Below are 18946 nucleotides of genomic sequence, written 5' to 3'. Positions count from 1 at the left end.
CGTCGCGCCGCCCCGCCCGTCAGACCTCGCGCGCCGCGGACGTGGACCGCATGTCCGGGTAGCGGTCGCCCGCCACCAGGCCCGCGATCGGCTCCAGTTCGGCCAGCTCGGACGGGGAGAGGGTGATACGGGTGGCGGCCGCGTTCTGCTCCAGGCGGGCGCGCTTGCGGGTGCCCGGGATCGGGACGACCGTCAGGCCGTGGACGGAGGCCCGCTGCTGCACCCAGGCGAGGGCGATCTGCGCCGGCGTCGCCCCGTGCGCGGCGGCGATCCTGCGGACCGGGTCGAGCAGGGCGGCGTTGCGCTCCGCGTTCTCGCCGGTGAACCGGGGCTGGTGCCGGCGGAAGTCGCCGCCCGACAGGTCCTTGGCGGCGTCCGCGAACGTCCCGGTCAGAAAGCCCCGGCCGAGCGGCGAGTACGGCACGAAGGTGACCCCGAGTTCGGCGGCGGCCCCGACGGCGCTGCGCTCCACGTCCCGGGAGAAGAGCGACCACTCCGACTGGAGGGCGGCGATCGGGTGCACGGCGTGGGCCTCGCGCAGTTCGGGCCCTGTGACCTCGCTGAGGCCGAGGTGGCGGACCTTGCCCTCCTTCACCAGTTCGGCCATCGCGCCGACGGACTCGGCGAACGGGACCTCCGGGTCGCGGCGGTGCATGTAGTAGAGGTCGATGGTCTCGATGCCGAGTCGGCGCAGGCTGTCCTCCGCGGCCTTCCTGATGTACGCGGGGTCGTTGCGGATGCCCCGGTACGCCGGGTCGTCGGCGCGCCGCTCGATGGCGAACTTGGTCGCGAGGACGACCTCGTCGCGGTGGGCGGCGAGGAAGGGGGCGAGGAACTCCTCGTTGGTGCCGCTTCCGTAGATGTCGGCGGTGTCGATCAGGGTGACGCCTGCCTCGAGGGCGGCGTCGAGGGTGTCACGGGCGGCGGCCTCGTCGGTGTCGCCGTAGAACTCGCTGATGCCCATGGCGCCGAAGCCCTGGACGCCGATCTCGGGTCCGTCCTGGCCGCCGAGACGTACGGTGTCGATGGTGGTCGCGCTGGTCATGAAGATGTGCCTCCGCATGCGGTCCCGTAATGACTGATCTTGATGTCGAGCACGGCGAGCGTGTCGTGGAGCTCGGTGATCCGGGAGAGCACGTCACGTCTGGTGGTCTCCAGGAGTTCCCGGCGCGCGTCGCGGGTGTGGTCGCCCTCGCGGACCAGCTCGGCGTACCGGACCATGTCGGCGACCGGCATCCCGGTCAGCCGCAGTTTGCCGACGAAACCCAGCCAGCCCAGGTCCCCTTCGGTGAAGCGGCGCTGGCCCGTGTGCGAGCGGTCGACGTGCGGCATCAGGCCGATCCGCTCGTACCAGCGCAGGGTGTGCGCCGAGAGGCCGGTCAGGGCGGCGACCTCGCTGATGGTGTAGTGCGTCTTGCTGCCGTTCGTACTCGTCGCCGTGCTCGCCATCACGCTCATGACCCCCACGCTAAAACGTTGGAGTGCACTCCAAGCAAGTAGGCTCGGCCGCATGCAGAGCAGCGTGCCGAGCCTGGCGTCGATCGAGAACTGGCCCGTCCCCACCGCGGCGGCCGCCGTCGTCCGCGCGGACGGCACCCTGGCCGGGTCCCACGGGCCGACCGGGCGGCGGTTCCCGCTCGCCTCGGTCACCAAGCCGCTCGCGGCGTACGCCGTCCTCGTCGCGTACGAGGAGGGGGCGATCGACCTCGACGAGCCGGCCGGGCCCGAGGGCTCGACGGTCCGCCATCTCCTCGCCCACACCTCGGGGCTCGCCTTCGACGAGAGCCGGGTCATGGCCGCGCCCGGCACCCGCCGGATCTACTCGAACACCGGCTTCGAGGCGCTCGGCGACCATGTCGCCAAGGCGACCGACATCCCCTTCGCCGAGTACCTGCGCCAGGCCGTCCTGGAGCCGCTCGGCATGACCTCCACGTCCCTGGAGGGATCGCCCGCCAAGGACGGCGTGTCGACCGTCGACGACCTGGTGCGGTTCGCCGCCGAGGTGCAGGCGCCGCGACTGCTCGATCCGCGCACGGTCCTGGACGCGATGAGCGTCACGCACCCCGGCCTGACCGGGATCCTGCCCGGTTACGGGCACCAGCGGCCGAACGACTGGGGTCTCGGCTTCGAGATCCGCGACGGCAAGTCCCCGCACTGGACGGGCGCCACGTCCTCGCCGCGCACCTTCGGTCACTTCGGTCAGTCCGGCACGTTCCTGTGGATCGACCCGGACGCGCGGGCGGCCTGCGTGGCGCTCACCGACCGGCCCTTCGGGCCCTGGGCGATCGAGGCCTGGCCGCCGTTCACGGACGCGGTGCTGGCGGAGCTCCGGGCGCACTGAGCGGTACGGGCGGCCTGCGTGGCGCGGGGCACTGGGCGGCGGCACGCCTCGCCCGTACGTAGTTCCGGGCTCAGCCGTCGCAGCGGGCGGTCGGCAGCAGGCCGTCCTGACCGCTGACGGACACCTCGGCCAGGCCGGCCGGGTGCACCGCGTAGGCGGCCGTGCACACCAGCTGGCGGACGGCCGCCTCCGAAAGCCCCGTGACGGGGAAGGGGGCCCGCAGCCGGATCAGCAGGCTCCCCTCCGGTGTGGCCCCGAGCGTCTCGACGTGCGGCATCCGGTCGCTCTCCGGCAGGGCGGTGGTGATGCCGACGTCGGCCTCGGTGGGCCTGGGCCCCGAGACGAGGGCGGCGAGGATCTTGTCGGTGAGGAGCCCCCGTACCCCCAGGTCACCGGCGGATGCCTCGTACCCCGGACCGAATTCGTCGTGGGGAACCCGGGTGTCCGCCTCGGCGCCCGGGGTGGGGGTGGGTTCGGGTCCGGTGGGCCCGCCCTCACGGACCACCGGCATCGGCAGGCCGTCGGGGCCGAGGAAGAAGAGCACCATCCGCTCCTCGGGGATCGGCGCGATGACGACGGTCGCGGCCCCGCCCGCCTCGACGACGTCGCTCTTCTGTATGCCGCAGCCGGCGAGCGCCAGCAGGCCGGCGGCCAGGGCCGCGCAGGCCGGCCGGCGCCTCACAGCGGCATCCGTACGGTGAAGACCGCGCCGCCCTCGGGGTGGTTGGCGGCGGTGACGGTGCCGCCGTGCAGTCGTACGTTCTCCAGCGTGATCGCCAGGCCCAGGCCGCTGCCGGCCGAGCGCGTCCGGGCCTTGTCCGCCTTGTAGAAGCGGTCGAAGACGTGCGGCAGGACGTCCGGGTGGATGCCGGGGCCCCGGTCGGCGACCTCCGTCACCAGCTCGTCCCCCTCCGCGTACAGCCGGACCGCCACCGGCGCGCCGCCGTGCCGCAGCGCGTTGCCGACGAGGTTGGCGACGACGACGTCGAAGCGGCGCGGGTCGAGCCGGGCCCTGATCCCCTCGGTGAGACACGGGACGACCTGGTGCGGATCGGTCCAGTACCGGTGCTGGAGGGTCTTGCGGACGCAGTCGGCGGCGTCGACCTCGTCCGTGTGGAGTTCGGCGGCCCGCGCGTCGAACCGGGAGATCTCCATGAGGTCCTCGACGAGCACGGCGAGCTTCCCGGTCTCCGCGCTGATCAGCCGGACCGCGCGGGCGGTGTCGCTGTCGAGGGTCCCCGCGTCCTCGTCGAGGACCTCGGTGACGGCGAGCATCCCGGCGAGCGGGGTGCGGAGTTCGTGCGAGACGTCGGAGGCGAAGCGGCGGGCGCGGGCCTCGGCGTTGCGGAGTTCCGCGACGGAACGTTCCAGCTCGGCGGCGGACTCGTTGAACGTCCGGGCGAGGTCGGCGAGTTCGTCGCTGCCCTTGGCGTGGATACGGGTGTCGAGACGGCCGCGCCCCATGCTGTGGGCCGCGTGGCGCAGCTCCCGCACGGGGCGGAGCACTCCGCGCGCGGCGATGAGCGCGGGGATCAGGGCGATGGCGAGGGCGGGGAGTGCGCCGTCGCGGGCGGCGGTGACCATGGCCTCGATGTTCGCCTCCTCCTCGGCGAGCTCCATGACCGCGTAGACGACGAGGCCGGTGCGCTGGGGCGGGCCCGCGGCCGAACGGGCGTGGAAGACGGCGGGCACGGCGATGGTGAGGTACGGGGTGCCGCCCTTGACGACCCGCTGGAAGCTGCCGTGCGGGGTGGTCTGGTCGGTGGCGCGGTCACGCAGCTCCGGGGTGATGACGGAGGAGGTGGGGCGGTCGGTGGAGGAGATACGGAGGGTGCCGTACTCGGCGTAGACGCGCCAGGCGCGGGGCTTGCCCTGGCGGGCGATGTGGAGGAGTGAGGACCGCAGCTGGTCCGGTTCGACGGGCAGGGTGATGTTGAGGTTGTCGACCTGCTCGCGGAAGGCCGAGACGGCGGTGTCCTGGGTCTGCTCCAGGATGGCGTTGCGGGCGGCCCGGTAGGTGAGGGCGGCGGTGGTGCCGCAGCCGACGGCGGCGACGAGCAGGAACGCCAGGACGAGGCGGGTGCGGAGGCCGAAGGGGTGGGGGCGGAGGCGGGGGGCGCGGGGCTTGCGTCGGGGGGCGGGTGGCTCCGCCTCCGTGTCGGTCGCGGTCCCGGTCGCGGTCCCTGTCGCGGTGTCCGGGTCCGCGCTCACGCAGGCCTTCACAGCAGCGGTCCGAAGCGGTAGCCGAAGCCGCGCAGGGTCTGGATGTAGCGGGGCTCGCCCGGGGTGTCCTCGATCTTGTTCCGCAGGCGCCGGACGCAGGCGTCGACCAGTCGGGCGTCGCCGTGGTAGCTGTGCTCCCAGACGTGTTCGAGGAGCTGCTGACGGCTGAAGACCTGCTCGGGCGCGGCCGTCAGGTGCAGCAGCAGCTTCAGCTCGGAGGGGGCGAGGGCGATGCGCTCGCCCGCCTTCGCGACGGTGAGACCGGCGCGGTCGATGGCCAGCTCCCCGTGGAACTCGACGGCCGACCGGGGGCCGGTGGGCTCCTCGATGCGCCGGAGCACGGCCCGTATGCGGGCCTCGATGACCTCGGTACGGGCGGGCTTGACGATGTAGTCGTCGGCGCCGGCCTCCAGGCCGATGACGACGTCGAAGTCGTCCCCGCGGGCGGTCAGCATGATGATCGGCAGCTGGCTGCTCTCGCGGACGCGGCGGCAGACCTGGACGCCGTTCATTCCGGGCAGCATCAGGTCGAGCAGCAGCAGATCCGGCCGGAACTCGCCGAGCGCGTCGAGTCCGGCTTCCCCGGTGGGCGCGGTGCGCACCTCGTGACCGCGTCGACGGAGGCCGAGCTCGACGCCTTCGCGGACGGAGGGGTCGTCTTCTATCAGGAGCACGCGGGGCATGTGTGGAGTATCCCAAGGTGGAGGGGTGGAGCTGACCGGTGCCTACGGGCATGCGTCCCGCGGGGCGTGGGGGCGCCGTTACCGGCGGCCGAGGCGGGTCGTGGCCTTGGTCAGGAGGGACTGGAGTTCCGTCAGGCGGAGGGGGCGGGCCAGGGTCGTGAAGGTGACCAGGACCGTCAGTGCCCCCGCAAGACCCGCCGGGACCGCGCCCGCAGGGCCTGTGAGGTCGGTGACGAGGAGCCCGTATCCCGCGGCGGGCACGGCCGCGACGAGGAGCCGCGCGAGGGCCGGGACTGCGCCCCCGGCCGACGTTCCGCCCAGTCGGCGCCGCAGCACGTACGCCGTGACTCCCCAGCCGGCCCACAGGGCCACGGAATACCCCGCCGCCATGCCCGCGACCGCCCACCGCGTGGGCAGGTAGTGGTACGCGGCGATCGACAGGGACGCGTTCAGGGCGGCGATCACCAGGTTCAGCAGGAACGGTGTGCGGGTGTCCCGCAGGGCGTAGAAGGCCCGGGTGCACACGTACTGACCGGAGAGGGCGACCAGGCCGGGAGCGAAGGCCATCAGGATCCAGGACATCGCCCGGATGTCGCCGGCGCTGGTCGCCCCGTACCGGAAGACCACCGTCATCAGCGGTACGGCGAGCGCGAGCAGCGCGCAGGCCGCGGGGACGACCGCCGCCGCGCTGGTCCGCAGCGCGTACGAGACGTCCCGCCGGACCCCCACCAGGTCGCCGTCGGCGGCCGCGCCGCTCATCCGGGGCAGCAGCGCGGTGACGAGGGAGACGGTGATGATGCCGTGCGGGACCGTCCACAGGAGGTAGGCGTTGTTGTACGCGGCGAGACCCGAGCCGCCGTCGACGCCGGGGGCGGAGCCCGCCGAGGTCGCGAGCAGGGTCGTCACCCAGTACGCCCCCTGGTTGGTGAGGACGAGCAGCACCAGCCAGCCCGCCGAGCGCAGCGGCTCCGCGAGGCCGCTGCCGCGCCAGTCGAAGCGGGGCCGCCAGCGGAAGCCGGCGGCGCGCAGCGAGGGCACGAGGGCGAGGGCCTGGAGCGCGATGCCGGCGGTGGTGCCCCAGCCGAGGAGCGCGGTCTCACCGGGGGTGAGGGTGCCGCCGTCGCTCACCACGAGGAAGAGGCCGAAGACGGCGACGACGACCACGTTGTTGAGGACGGGGGTCCACATCATCGCGCCGAACCGGCCGCGGGCGTTGAGGACCTGCCCGAGGAGGGTGAAGAGCCCGAGGAAGAAGATCTGTGGGAGGCACGCGCGCGCGAAGGCGACCGTCATCTCCCGTCGCTCGCCCGTGTAGTCGGTGTACGTGTCGACGATCTGGGGCGAGGCGAGGACCGCGCCGGCCGTGATCACGGTGAGGGCCAGCGCGCAGAGGGTCAGGAGCCGGTCCGTGTAGGCGACGCCGCCGTCGGCGTGTTCCTTGGCGGCCTTGACCAGTTCGGGGACGAACACGGCGTTGAGGGCGCCGCCGAGCAGCAGCGTGTAGACGATGGTGGGGACGGAGTTGCCGACCGCGTAACCGTCGGCGACGTAACCCGCGCCGAGCGCCGCCGCCACGACGGCGGCGCGGACGAAGCCGGTGGCGCGGGAGACGAGCGACCCCGCGGCCATCAGCGCACCGCTGCGGAGCGCGGACGGCGCGGCCTTCGGCTCGGGACGTTCGGTGGTGAGCGCGGCTGCCGTGGCCGTCATCGGCGGGCCAGGTACGCCTGGAAGGCGCGGTACAGCGCGTGGTTGGTCGTGCCTCGCATCGGTGTCTCCCACTCCCCCAGCGTCTCGACGACCTGCCCGCCCGTCCCGAGCTTCCAGCGGAGGAGGCCGTGGGCGCGGTCGTCAGGATCGAGGGTGGAGGGTACCCCGCGCAGGTCGTAGACGGCGGCGCCGAGGGCCTGCGCGTCGAGGAGCATGCGCCACTGGAGGGCGTTGGAGGGGCGGACCTCGCGGCGGTGGTCGGCGGACGCGCCGGTCTGGTACCAGACGCGGCCCCCGACGGTGACCATGGTGTGGGCGGCGAGGATCTCGCCCTCGTGGCGGGCGAGGTAGAGCCTCATGCGGCCGGGCTGTTCGGCGTTGAGGACGGCGTACTGGCGCTCGTAGTACGCGAGGGAGCGGCCGAGCCGGAAGCCGTCGCGCTCCTCGGTGATGCGGAGCAGCCGGTAGAACTCGGGCAGGTCGGCGGCCGATCCGACGGTGATCTCGACGCCGGACTTCCGGGCCTTGCGGACGTTGCGCCGCCATTCCTGGTTGAGGCCGCTCCACAGGTCGTCGGGGGTGCGCCCGGTGAGCGGTACCTGGAAGACGTGCCGGGGCTGGGCGTCGGCGCCGTCCTCGGACTCGCCGCCGCAGCGGCGCCAGCCGCGGGCCCGCAGGCGTTCGGCGACGACGGTGCCGAGCGGGTCGACCTCGTCGGCGAGGACGTCGGCGAGACGGCGGCGGGGGCCGGTGCCCGCCTTGACGGTGGCGGCGTTCCACCGCCGGTGGGCGGGTCCCGGCCCGATGCGGACGGCGAAGGCGCCCGAGGCGCGCAGATGCCCGAGCAGCGGGTCGAGCCAGCCGTCGACGTCGGGGTCGGCCCAGTCGGCGACGGGCCCTTCGGGCAGGTAGGCGAAGTACTTGCGGGTGCCGGGGAAGGGCCGGAGCAGCACCAGGGCGACGCCGGTCAGTTCACCGGACCCGGGTCCCCAGCCGACGAGTTGATGGCTCCAGCCGTCCTTCACCTGCGCCCAGGAGGGGACTTGGAGGAAGCTGGCCCCGTCGGCTCCGGTGCGGGTGGCGAGGAAGGCGCGGTAGGCCTCGGGTGTCACGGGGCCGAGCCGCAGGGAGCGGTGGTCGGTGGGTGCGGCCGTCACGAGCAGCGCTGACACAACGGGAGCCTCCTTGTTCCGCCCCTCGGTGGTGGGGCGCACAGCAGGCTCACAGCCGATTTCGACGGAAGCGCGCGGTCAATGTGACCGGACCATGACCGTTCCGTCGCAGGGCTCGTCACATGGGGCTCCGGGCGGCCATCGGGGGCCGCCGCCGACTTACAGTCCGGAACATCCCACTCGCACTCCTCACCCCTGCGGAGGTCTTCCGTGCCGCGCACGCACATACGCACCCCCCGTCCCGTTCTCGTGGCCGTGGCGCTGAGCGTCTCCCTCACGGCCTGCTCGGCGCAGGCGGCGAGCGGGCCCGCGCGGGACGAGGGCCCGGCGGGGACCTCGCAGGCTCCGCCGGCGAAGGTCACGGTCGTGGACCCGGCGGCCGGCCGGCCGGTGACGGTGACCGCGTCGGGCGGCACGATCGCCGGGGTGAAGGTGGTCGACGCGGACGGCGGGGCCCTCAACGGCCGTACGGCCGCGGGCGGCAGCCGCTGGGTCTCGGACCGCAAGGCGGCGCCCGGTTCCTCGTACACGGTGGAGGTGACCTCCCGTACCGCCGACGGCAAGCAGTCGACGACCCGGTCGTCCTTCACCACCCCCGAACCGGAGCGGGTCAACAAGCTGACCCTGGCGCCCGGCAAGAACACCACGGTGGGCATCGGGCATCCGCTGTCGGTCGTCTTCGACCTGCCGGTGACGCGGAAGGCGGACGTGGAACGGCAGTTGAAGGTCACCACGTCGAACGCCACCGAGGGTTCCTGGGGCTGGGTCAAGGACCACTCGGGCCGGGACAGGGCCGACTGGCGGCCCCGGCAGTACTGGAAGCCCGGCACGAAGGTCACCCTGGAAGCGGACCTGAACGGTACGGACTCGGGCGGCGGCGGCTGGTTCGTACGGGACTACCGCACCGGCTTCACGATCGGCGCCGCGCAGATCGTCAAGGTCGACCTGGACCGGCATCGGCTGACCGTGCACCGGGACGGCCGCACCGTCCGAACGATCCCGGTCTCCGGCGGCACCCCGGGCGGCGACAAGCGGTCCTGGCGGGGCACGGCCGTCCTGATGGCGAAGGAGGGCACCATCAACATGAACTCGGAGACGGTGGGCCTCGGCGACGCGTACGACAAGGACGTCGACTATTCGATGCGGCTGACGTGGTCGGGGATGTACGCGCATGCGGCGCCCTGGAACGCGGCGTATTTCGGGAAGGCCAACAAGAGTTCCGGGTGTATCGGGATGAGTGACGGGGATGCGGCGGCGTTCTACGCGTCGGTGAATGTGGGGGATCCGTTCGAGATCACCGGGCGCGATACGAAGGGGGTTGTTGCGGAGGGCAACGGCTATGGGGCGTGGAACGTCAGCTGGGCGGAGTGGCAGCGTAAGAGCGCGGTGCGCTGAGGTCGGGGCCGAGGGCGGAGGCGCCCGCCAGGGCGCCGTCCCGTGTGCCCACCCGTCCCGCCCTGCGGGACGGGTGGGCACACGGGGGAGGGCGCCGTGTCTATCGCGCGCGCATCTCCCATACGAGGAGTTCCGCGGCTGTCTTTGCCGTCAGGTTCTGGCTCTCCGTGGCTGTCAGGCGGGCCGCGTCGCCAGGGCCCAGGTCCTCGTTGTCCAGCCGTACAGTGCCGCGTACGACGTGGACGTACACGAAGTCGGCGGTCGGTACGGGGGTGTCGTCGCCCGCCTTCAGGTGGTGCACGTGCAGTACGGCTCCCGCCTCCGGCAGGGCGTACGTGGCGTGCCCGTCGAGCCCCCGCACCACCTCGTACGACGGCTCCCCTCCCGGTGACAGCGGTGCCAGCCACATCTGTACGAAGACCAGCGGTACGGCGGCGTCGTTGCGTTCGACATGTCGGACGCCGCCGGCCGAACTGAGCCGCTGGAGGTCGCCGGGGCGGACGACCGTGGTGTGGCCGGCCGTGTCGTGGTGGGTGAGTTCGCCCTCGACGACCCAGGTCACGATCTCGGTGTGGCTGTGGGGATGCTCGTCGAAACCGGCGCCGGGCGCGAGCCGTTCCTCGTTGCAGGCGAGGAGGGCGCCGAAGCGCAGGTTGTCGGGGTCGTAGTGCGGCCCGAAGGACAGGGCGTGCCGGGTCTCGATCCCGGCCGCGGGGTCGCCCCCGGGGTACCGCTCGGCAGCGCGCTGGATACGTGTCACGGGCCCCACGGTAGTGCCGCCCGCGGAGGCGAACCCGCCCCGACCCCGCACGCCGGCGTCCCGATAAGGCAGTCTTGTCCCCGTGCCAGAACCCACGAACCGCCCTCACCCGCACACCGCGACCCTGAAGCGCCTCGAACAGTCCGCCGGGCGGCTCGCCGCCGGTGCCATCGCCCGCATGGACGAGACGCTTCCGTGGTACCGGGCGATGCCGCCCGAGAACCGGTCGTGGATCGGTCTGGTCGCCCAGGCCGGTATCGCCGCGTTCACCGAGTGGTTCCGGCACCCGGAGACCCCGCAGGCGATCTCGACGGACGTCTTCGGCACGGCGCCCCGCGAGCTGACCCGGGCGATCACCCTGCGCCAGACCGTGGAGATGGTGCGCACCACGATCGAGGTCATGGAGTCGGCGATCGAGGAGGTCGCCGCCCCCGGCGACGAGTCGGTGCTCCGTGAGGCGCTGCTCGTCTACGCCCGGGAGATCGCGTTCGCGACGGCCCAGGTGTACGCGCAGGCCGCCGAGGCCCGGGGCGCCTGGGACGCGCGTCTCGAATCGCTCGTGGTGAACGCGGTCCTCTCCGGCGAGGCCGACGAGGGCGCCGTCTCCCGCGCGGCGGCGCTCGGCTGGAACTCCCCTGACCATGTGTGCGTGATCCTCGGCACCGCCCCCGACGGTGACAGCGAGCTGACGGTGGAGGCGATCCGCCGGGCCGCCCGGCACGCCAAGCTCCAGGTCCTCACCGGCGTGCTCGGCAACCGTCTGGTCGTCATCGCGGGCGGCAACGACAACCCGCTGGCCGTGGCGAAGGCCCTGATCGGCCCGTACGCGGCGGGCCCGGTCGTCGCGGGCCCCGTCGTCCCCGATTTGCTCGCCGCGACCCGCTCCGCCCAGGCGGCGGCGGCCGGCCTCAAGGCGTGCACGGCCTGGCAGGACGCCCCCCGGCCGGTCCTCGCGGACGATCTGCTGCCGGAGCGCGCCATCGCCTCCGACCCTTCGGCGCGCGAGCAGCTGGTGGAGGAGATCTACAGACCGCTGGAGGAAGCGGGCTCGGCGCTCCTCGAAACTCTCAGTGTCTATCTGGAGCAGGCCAGTAGCCTGGAAGGCGCGGCCCGGATGCTCTTCGTCCACCCGAACACCGTGCGCTACCGGCTTCGACGTGTGACCGACGTCACCGGCTGGTCACCCTCCGATGTCCGCTCCGCGTTCACACTGCGGATCGCTCTCATCCTGGGACGCTTGGCCGACGGAGATCCGCAGTCCTAGACTTTTGTCGAACACCAACAATTACCCCGACGGTTCTTCGTCCCTGTCCCCACGGGTGCTCGGAGCCGTCCCCAAGAGAGAGTGTGAGGGTGCTCGTACTCGTCGCTCCCGGCCAAGGCGCTCAGACGCCCGGCTTCCTGACCCCCTGGCTCGAACTCCCCGGTGCCGCCGACCGCATCGCGGCCTGGTCCGACGCCATCGGGCTCGACCTCGCCCACTACGGCACGAAGGCGGACGCGGACGAGATCCGTGACACCGCCGTGGCACAGCCTCTCCTCGTCGCCGCCGGCCTGCTGTCCGCCGCCGCGCTCGGCGAGGTGTCGCCCGGCGTCGTCGCCGGTCACAGCGTCGGTGAGTTCACCGCCGCCGCGTTCGCCGGTGTGCTCGACGACACCGCCGCGCTGCGTCTCGTACGGACCCGTGGGCTCGCCATGGCCGAGGCCGCGGCGATCACGCCGACCGGTATGTCGGCGCTGCTCGGCGGTGAGCCCGAGGTGACCGTCCCGCACCTGGAGAAGCTCGGCCTGACCCCGGCCAACGTGAACGGCGCCGGCCAGATCGTGGCCGCCGGCACCCTGGAGCAGCTGGCCGCTCTGGAGGCCGACAAGCCCGAGGGTGTCCGCCGGGTCGTCGCGCTGAAGGTCGCCGGCGCCTTCCACACCCACCACATGGCCCCGGCCGTGGCGAAGCTGGAGGAGGCGGCGAAGGCGCTGTCCCCGGCCGCTCCGACCACCCGCTACGTCTCCAACAAGGACGGGCAGGTCGTCACCGACGGCGCCGAGGTCGTGGCCCGCCTGGTCGGCCAGGTCGCCAACCCGGTCCGCTGGGACCTGTGCATGGAGACGTTCCAGGAGCTGGGCGCGACCGCGATGATCGAGGTGTGCCCCGGCGGCACCCTCACCGGCATCGCCAAGCGGGCCCTGAAGGGCGTCGCCACGGTCGCCCTCAAGACTCCTGACGACCTCGACGCGGCCCGTACGCTCATCGCTGAGCACGCGGCCGTCTGACAAGGAGTGTCGAGAAGCATGTCGAAGATCAAGCCCAGCAAGGGCGCCCCGTACGCACGGATCCTCGGTGTGGGCGGCTACCGCCCCGTCCGGGTCGTGCCGAACGAGGTGATCCTCGAGACGATCGACTCGTCCGACGAGTGGATCCGCTCGCGCTCCGGTATCGCCACCCGCCACTGGGCCTCTCCCGAGGAGACCGTCGCCGCCATGTCGGTGGAGGCCTCGGGCAAGGCCATCGCCGACGCGGGGATCACCCCCGAGCAGATCGGCGCCGTGATCGTCTCCACGGTCTCGCACTTCAAGCAGACCCCGGCCGTCGCCACCGAGATCGCCGACAAGATCGGCGCCGGGAAGCCGGCCGCGTTCGACATCTCCGCCGGCTGCGCGGGCTTCGGCTACGGCCTGACCCTCGCCAAGGGCATGATCGTCGAGGGTTCCGCGGAGTACGTCCTCGTCATCGGCGTCGAGCGGCTCAGCGACCTGACGGACCTGGAGGACCGCGCGACGGCCTTCCTGTTCGGTGACGGCGCCGGCGCCGTGGTCGTCGGCCCCTCCGACGAGCCGCACATCGGCCCCACCGTCTGGGGCTCCGAGGGCGACAAGTCCGAGACGATCAAGCAGACCGTCCCGTGGAACGAGTTCCACATCGGCGACGTCTCGAAGCTGCCGCTCAACGAGCAGGGCGAGATCAAGTTCCCCGCCATCACGCAGGAGGGCCAGGCGGTCTTCCGCTGGGCCGTCTTCGAGATGGCGAAGGTCGCCCAGCAGGCCCTGGACGCCGCCGGTATCTCGGCGGACGACCTGGACGTCTTCATCCCGCACCAGGCCAACATGCGGATCATCGACTCGATGGTGAAGACGCTGAAGCTGCCGGAGCACGTCACGGTCGCCCGTGACGTGGAGACCACCGGCAACACCTCGGCCGCCTCGATCCCGCTCGCGATGGAGCGGCTCCTGGCGACCGGGAAGGCGAAGAGCGGCGACACCGCGCTCGTCATCGGCTTCGGGGCGGGTCTCGTCTACGCCGCGACGGTCGTTACCCTCCCCTAGGCACACCGGAATCTCCGGAAGCCCCGGAGCATCCGGAAGCCCCCCTTACCGAAGTAACCGCAAGAAGGAGCGCCACTATGGCTCACACCCAGGACGAGATCGTCAAGGGCCTCGCCGAGATCGTCAACGAGATCGCCGGCATCCCGGTCGAGGACGTCCAGCTGGACAAGTCCTTCACCGACGACCTGGACGTCGACTCGCTGTCCATGGTCGAGGTCGTCGTCGCCGCCGAAGAGCGCTTCGACGTCAAGATCCCGGACGAGGACGTCAAGAACCTCAAGACGGTCGGCGACGCTGCCGACTACATCCTGAAGCACCAGGACGGCGGCATCTCGAAGGGCTGACCCGGCCCCTGCTGACTCGGTCCGCCACCCGGCGGTGGCGCCGTATTCCGACCATCACACACATGGAGAACGAATTCCTGTGAGCTCGACCAATCGCACCGTGGTCGTCACCGGTATCGGCGCAACCACACCGCTGGGTGGCGACTCCGCGTCGACCTGGGAAGGTCTTCTCGCGGGGCGCTCCGGCGTCAGGCCCCTGGAGGGCGAGCGCTTCGCCGAACTGCCCGTCCAGATCGCCGCGACGGCCGCCGTCGACCCCGGTGACGTCCTTCCCCGCCCGCTCGCCCGCAAGCTGGACCGCTCGGCGCAGTTCGCCGTGATCGCGGCCCGCGAGGCCTGGGCCGACGCGGGCTACACCGCCCCGGCCGGCGAAGACGAAACGATCGTTCCCGAGCGGCTCGGCTCCGTCATCGCCTCCGGCATCGGCGGTGTCACCACGCTCCTCGACCAGTACGACGTGCTGAAGGACAAGGGCGTCCGCCGCGTGTCCCCGCACACCGTGCCCATGCTCATGCCGAACAGCCCCTCCGCCAACGTCGGCCTCGAGGTGAACGCCCGAGCGGGCGTCCACACCCCGGTCTCGGCGTGCGCGTCGGGTGCCGAGGCGATCGGTTACGCCGTCGAGATGATCCGCACCGGCCGTGCCGACGTGGTCGTCGCCGGCGGTACCGAGGCGGCGATCCACCCGCTGCCGATCGCCGCCTTCGCCAACATGATGGCGATGTCCAAGAACAACGACGAGCCGACCAAGGCCTCGCGTCCCTACGACACCGGTCGTGACGGCTTCGTGCTCGGCGAGGGCGCGGGCGTCGTGATCCTGGAGTCCGAGGAGCACGCGAAGGCGCGCGGCGCGCGTGTCTACTGCGAGGTACTCGGCCAGGGCCTGTCGGCCGACAGCCACCACATCGCGCAGCCCGAGCCGACCGGCCGGGGCATCGCCGCCGCGATGCAGAACCTGCTCGACGCGACGGACCTCAAGCCGTCGGAGGTCGTCCACCTCAACGCGCACGCCACGTCGACGCCGCAGGGTGACGTCGCCGAGATCAAGGCGCTGCGGAAGGTCCTCGGCGACGACCTCGACCACGTCGCGATCTCCGCGACGAAGTCGATGACCGGTCACCTCCTCGGTGGCGCGGGCGGCATCGAGACCGTCGCGACGGTCCTGGCGCTGCACCACCGTCTGGCCCCGCCGACGATCAACATCGACGAGCTGGACGAGGCGGTCGACGCGGACATCGTCCGCGACGAGCCCCGCGAACTCCCGCAGGGCACGATCGCCGCGATCAACAACTCGTTCGGTTTCGGCGGTCACAACGTGGTCCTGGCGTTCCGTACGGTCTGACCGACACCGCGCGTGACCTGACGAAAGGCCCACCCCCTGCACGGGGGTGGGCCTTTCGTGCGGGCCGGGCTGGTGTGGGTCAGCGCAGGGCGTAGGCCGCCGGTTCCGTGCCCAGGTAGATGTGGTTGACGACGACGCGGCCGCCGGTGACGGGGAGCAGTTCGGGGTGGATGGAGATCTCGGCCCCCTGGGCCGCTCCGCCCTCCAGCTTCGTCGTGACCTTGCCCGTGGCGCCGTCGAGGAGGACGATCTCGCCCGCCCCGTGGCCCTCCAGGACGGCGATGCGGCCGCCCGGCTCCAGTGCGACGTCCGACGTCTGGTTCTCGGAGCGGTACTCCCACGCCTTGCGGCCGTCCTTCAGGGAGAAGGCGACGACCTTGTCGGGTACGAGCTCGCGCTCGGCGAGCGTGACGAGGAGCCCGTCCCGTACGAGCGGCCTGGTGGGCCGGCCGTCGCCGACCTCCCCGGCGGCGGAGAGCATGCCCTCGGGCCCGGTGAGCGGCACGGTCGTGGTCGGCGCGCCCTTGTCGTCGAAGCCGAGGAAGGCCTGGGTGCCGCGGGCGTCCGCCTCGTCGACGGCGATGACGGCCGGGGAGACGGAGACCACGGACGCCGCCGCCCCCGATTCGACGGGCAGGTCCCGGGTCCACCGCTGTGCGCCGGTACGGGTGTCCAGGGCGAGCAACCGGGCGGGCTTGCCGCACTGTTCGACGAGGAGGGTGCGGTCGGCGTCGGCGTCGAGGGCCCGGATCTCACAGCCCTTGCCGAGGGGCCGCTCCCAGCGCTGCTCTCCGGTCTCGCTGGAGCGTGCGCGTACGGTGCGGTCCTCCGCGGTCACGGCGGTGCCGCCGCCCACGGCGAGGGCGCCCTCGGTCAGGCCCCGGCCGCCGAGGCTCCGCTTCCACAGGACCTTGCCGTCGGCCGCGCGGACGGCGAGGAGGGTCGCGCAGGGTTTGTCGTGTCGGCCGTGGGCGATCAGGCCCACGCCCTGTCCGACGGCGGGGGACATGGCGCAGAGGCCCTCGCGGGCCGGCGCGGGCACGCTCCAGCGGACGTCGCCGTCGGCGGAGTCGTAGGCGAAGAGCCCGTCGAGGCGTCCCTGGGCGAGGGTGGCGCCGAGCGGCCAGGCGCCGACGCCCCTGTCGTGCTTCTGGCCGACGGCGGGGACGGACCAGGCCACGTCGGCCTGGTCGGGGGTCCGGGAAGCGGTGGGTGCCGCGGTCGCGGGGCTCTTGGCCGTATCACCGGCGCCGTCGTCCCCGGCCGCGAACGCCCAGATGCCGCCGGCGAGCAGAGCGAGAACCCAGACGACCGCGGCGACGACGAGCGAGGACCGGCCGCCGGGGGCGGGGCCGGTGCCGGAGCCGGAGGAGAGGCCGGGGCCGGATCCCGCCCCGGAGCCGGAAGCGGAGCCCGGCCCGGACCTGGAGCCGGGGCCGGAGCCGGAACCCGGCCCGGAGCCGGAACCGGATCCCGGCCCGGACCTGGAGCCGGAGCCGGGGCCCGGCCCGGACCTGGAGCCCGTGCCGGAGCCGCGCCCCGTCGGGACCGGGCCGCCGGGCGCGTCGGCGATCTTGGCCAGGCGCGGGCCGCCCGCCGAGGCCGGGGGCGTACCCGGAACTGCGTCCGCCGGTTCCGCCGGCCGCTCGGTCGCCGCGACCGTGGCCGTGGTCAAGGCCGAGTTCGCGTTCGCGTCCGCGGCCGGGGCGGAAGCCGTCGCCGTGGCCGTACGGTTCCGGCGGGTCGCGCGGAGTGTCGTCCCCGCCGCCGTGAGGAGCAGCGCGCACGCCAGCGCCGCCCAGCCCGTCGGCCAGGCTCCGCCGACGACGCCCGCCCCCAGGAAGGCCGCCGCCGCGCCGAACGCGGCGCCCGGTATGCCGTCACGTGTCACTTCGCTCCCGCCCGGCGTGCCCCCTGCCCGCCCGGGACGGAATCTACAGCGCGCTGGTGAAGCCCCGTCAGACGACCTGGTGGAGCCAGCGGACGGGCGCGCCCTCGCCCGCGTACCGGAAGGGCTCCAGCTCGTCGTCCCAGGGCTTTCCGAGGAGCTTGGCGATCTCGGCCTCCAGCTGGGTCTCGCCCTGCGCGGAGCGCGCGAGGGCGGCCCGCAGCCGGTCCTCGGGGATCAGGATGTCGCCGTGCATGCCGGTGACGGCGTGGAAGATGCCCAGGTCGGGGGTGGCGCTGTAGCGCTCGCCCTCGGCCGTGGGGCAGGGCTCCGCGGTGACCTCGAAGCGGAGCATCTGCCAGCCGCGCAGCGCGGAGGCGAGCTCGGAGGCCGTGCCGGTGCGCCCCTGCCAGGAGAACTCGGCTCTCCAGGTGCCGGGGGACGCCGGCTGGCGGATCCAGTCGAGCTGGACCCTCGCACCGAGGACACCCGCGACCGCCCATTCGACGTGCGGGCACAGCGCGCGCGGGGCGGAGTGAACGTACAGGACTCCACGTGTCGTCACCGGGACCTCCAGTGTGGGACGAGGTTCGCCTTTCCCAGCGGCCTCAGTAAACATCATCAGGATCAAAACATCGCAAACCCTCAAAAAGGGGACAGCATGTGACGTGATGTAATTTACCGGAGCCGGTAGGCAAAGGTGCCTCTGGTTCGACGGGGGAAAAGCTACCGTGCCGCACCGTCATCGGTGTGACGTACGGTCGGTCCGGGGCGGGGTGAACACGAAGCTTTCACTCGCCAGGACGCCGAAGGAGGGGCCGGGGATGCACGGCCGACGCCGATTCCGTACGACTGTCTCCACCACTGTCGCCGCCGCGACGGCCGCTCTGCTGTGCGCGGGAGCGCTGACCGGCTGTACCTCGGAAGAGCCGGCGCCCACGACCACGCCCGCGACCGGAGCCGCCACGACGCGCCCGACACCGAAGCCCGCGCCGGAGCGGGAACCCGCGTGGGACGTCTCCCCCGCCTCCGTCGCCGCCGTCGGCGACTCCGTCACCCGGGCCTTCGACGCCTGTGAGGTCCTCGCGGACTGTCCCGAGGTGTCCTGGGCGACCGGCACCGACGCCACGGTGAACAGCCTGGCGCTGCGCCTCCTCGGCCCGGCGGAGGTGGCCACCCGCAGCTGGAACCTGGCGCGGACGGGTGCGCGGATGGCGGAGCTGCCGGAGCAGATGGCCGCGGCGGCGGCCGAGAAGCCCGAGCTTGTGACGGTGATGATGGGCGCGAACGACGCCTGCCGGCCCACCCCGGACCTGATGACCCCGGTCGCCGATTTCCGCGTCTTCTTCGAGGCGGCGCTCGCCCGGCTGCGGAAGGGCGCCCCGAAGGCGCAGGTGTACGTGGCGAGCGTGCCCGACCTCAAGCACCTGTGGTCGACGGGGCGGCTGATCCCGGAGGGGCTCGAGGTGTGGAAGCTGGGGCTCTGCGGCTCGATGCTGGCGGACGCGACGGACCTGGGTCCGGCGGCCGAGCGGCGGCGGTCGACGGTCCAGGAGCGGGTGGTCGCGTACAACGCGGTCCTGAGGGACGTCTGCGCGAAGGACGCGCGCTGCCGGTACGACGGCGGGGCGGTCTTCGGTTTCCGCTTCGACGGCGGGCAGTTGAGCCCGTGGGACTGGTTCCATCCGAGCAAGGACGGGCAGGCGCGGCTCGCGGAGCTCGCGTACCGGCGGATCACGAAGGAGTGAGGGGCCCCGGGGCGGTTGT

General features: G+C 72.7%; 18 protein-coding genes. 8 read left to right on the top strand and 10 right to left on the bottom strand.

All coding sequences use genetic code 11. The features are described from left to right. Window positions 1-19: 19 nt before the first annotated feature. Together ACIRB7_RS07895 and ACIRB7_RS07890 are read right to left on the bottom strand one after the other, a co-directional pair. Window positions 20-1045, bottom strand: a complete 1026-nt coding sequence (locus ACIRB7_RS07895) for an aldo/keto reductase (protein WP_403593872.1) — start codon at window positions 1043-1045, stop codon at window positions 20-22. Then, on the bottom strand, window positions 1042-1449 hold the full coding sequence (locus ACIRB7_RS07890; protein ID WP_403594413.1) for a MerR family transcriptional regulator: 408 nt from the start codon (window positions 1447-1449) through the stop codon (window positions 1042-1044). Before ACIRB7_RS07890 ends, ACIRB7_RS07895 begins: the two co-directional genes overlap by 4 nt. Before the next feature lie 61 nt (window positions 1450-1510). On the opposite strand from ACIRB7_RS07890, the gene ACIRB7_RS07885 reads away from it, so the two are divergent. After that, complete coding sequence (locus ACIRB7_RS07885; RefSeq protein WP_403593870.1) at window positions 1511-2341, top strand: serine hydrolase domain-containing protein; 831 nt, start codon at window positions 1511-1513, stop codon at window positions 2339-2341. 70 nt (window positions 2342-2411) lie between these two features. On the opposite strand, the gene ACIRB7_RS07880 is transcribed toward ACIRB7_RS07885, so the two are convergent. From ACIRB7_RS07880 to ACIRB7_RS07860, 5 genes are all read right to left on the bottom strand, one after another. After that, the gene (locus ACIRB7_RS07880; RefSeq protein ID WP_403593868.1) at window positions 2412-3023 is read right to left on the bottom strand and encodes a hypothetical protein; all 612 of its coding nucleotides are present in this window, start codon (window positions 3021-3023) and stop codon (window positions 2412-2414) included. Then, on the bottom strand, window positions 3020-4552 hold the full coding sequence (locus ACIRB7_RS07875; protein WP_403593865.1) for an ATP-binding protein: 1533 nt from the start codon (window positions 4550-4552) through the stop codon (window positions 3020-3022). Before ACIRB7_RS07875 ends, ACIRB7_RS07880 begins: the two co-directional genes overlap by 4 nt. 8 nt (window positions 4553-4560) lie before the next feature. After that, a complete protein-coding gene (locus ACIRB7_RS07870; protein ID WP_351210287.1) occupies window positions 4561-5247 on the bottom strand; it encodes a response regulator transcription factor in 687 nt (228 codons plus the stop codon). 78 nt (window positions 5248-5325) lie between these two features. Then, entirely contained in the window at window positions 5326-6957 is a 1632-nt protein-coding gene (gene murJ, locus ACIRB7_RS07865; RefSeq protein ID WP_403593862.1) for a murein biosynthesis integral membrane protein MurJ, read from the bottom strand. After that, entirely contained in the window at window positions 6954-8129 is a 1176-nt protein-coding gene (locus tag ACIRB7_RS07860) for a lipid II:glycine glycyltransferase FemX (RefSeq protein WP_403593860.1), read from the bottom strand. Before ACIRB7_RS07860 ends, murJ begins: the two co-directional genes overlap by 4 nt. Window positions 8130-8339: 210 nt before the next feature. On the opposite strand from ACIRB7_RS07860, the gene ACIRB7_RS07855 reads away from it, so the two are divergent. Continuing rightward, on the top strand, window positions 8340-9524 hold the full coding sequence (locus tag ACIRB7_RS07855; protein ID WP_403593857.1) for an Ig-like domain-containing protein: 1185 nt from the start codon (window positions 8340-8342) through the stop codon (window positions 9522-9524). Between the two features lie 100 nt (window positions 9525-9624). Here ACIRB7_RS07855 and ACIRB7_RS07850 read toward each other — a convergent pair whose 3' ends face one another. After that, complete coding sequence (locus ACIRB7_RS07850) at window positions 9625-10284, bottom strand: pirin family protein (protein ID WP_403593855.1); 660 nt, start codon at window positions 10282-10284, stop codon at window positions 9625-9627. 82 nt (window positions 10285-10366) lie between these two features. Between ACIRB7_RS07850 and ACIRB7_RS07845 the strand changes: the two genes are divergently transcribed. From ACIRB7_RS07845 to fabF, 5 genes are all read left to right on the top strand, one after another. Continuing rightward, entirely contained in the window at window positions 10367-11548 is a 1182-nt protein-coding gene (locus tag ACIRB7_RS07845) for a PucR family transcriptional regulator (protein WP_403593853.1), read from the top strand. A gap of 89 nt (window positions 11549-11637) precedes the next feature. After that, on the top strand, window positions 11638-12555 hold the full coding sequence (locus tag ACIRB7_RS07840) for an ACP S-malonyltransferase (RefSeq protein WP_403593850.1): 918 nt from the start codon (window positions 11638-11640) through the stop codon (window positions 12553-12555). A gap of 18 nt (window positions 12556-12573) precedes the next feature. Next, window positions 12574-13605, top strand: coding sequence for a ketoacyl-ACP synthase III (locus ACIRB7_RS07835; protein WP_403593848.1), 1032 nt, complete (start codon window positions 12574-12576; stop codon window positions 13603-13605). 77 nt (window positions 13606-13682) lie between these two features. Beyond that, complete coding sequence (locus tag ACIRB7_RS07830) at window positions 13683-13949, top strand: acyl carrier protein (protein WP_351210271.1); 267 nt, start codon at window positions 13683-13685, stop codon at window positions 13947-13949. A 79-nt stretch (window positions 13950-14028) separates the two neighbouring features. Beyond that, window positions 14029-15291, top strand: a complete 1263-nt coding sequence (gene fabF / locus ACIRB7_RS07825; protein WP_351210269.1) for a beta-ketoacyl-ACP synthase II — start codon at window positions 14029-14031, stop codon at window positions 15289-15291. Window positions 15292-15370: 79 nt separating this feature from the next. On the opposite strand, the gene ACIRB7_RS07820 is transcribed toward fabF, so the two are convergent. Beyond that, window positions 15371-17182, bottom strand: a complete 1812-nt coding sequence (locus ACIRB7_RS07820) for a PQQ-binding-like beta-propeller repeat protein (protein ID WP_403593844.1) — start codon at window positions 17180-17182, stop codon at window positions 15371-15373. A gap of 67 nt (window positions 17183-17249) precedes the next feature. Then, complete coding sequence (locus ACIRB7_RS07815) at window positions 17250-17744, bottom strand: DUF3145 domain-containing protein (RefSeq protein ID WP_015033415.1); 495 nt, start codon at window positions 17742-17744, stop codon at window positions 17250-17252. Window positions 17745-18003: 259 nt separating this feature from the next. Between ACIRB7_RS07815 and ACIRB7_RS07810 the strand changes: the two genes are divergently transcribed. Further along, window positions 18004-18927 carry an SGNH/GDSL hydrolase family protein gene (locus ACIRB7_RS07810; protein WP_403593841.1) on the top strand — a complete coding sequence of 308 codons (924 nt, stop codon included), beginning with the start codon at window positions 18004-18006 and terminating at the stop codon, window positions 18925-18927. Window positions 18928-18946 lie beyond the last annotated feature (19 nt).

The sequence above is a fragment of the Streptomyces sp. NPDC093795 genome (genome assembly GCF_044764665.1).
GTDB lineage: Bacteria > Actinomycetota > Actinomycetes > Streptomycetales > Streptomycetaceae > Streptomyces.
The sequence above is the reverse complement of the archived record's forward strand: the minus strand, read 5'-3'. Positions and strand labels throughout refer to the sequence as shown.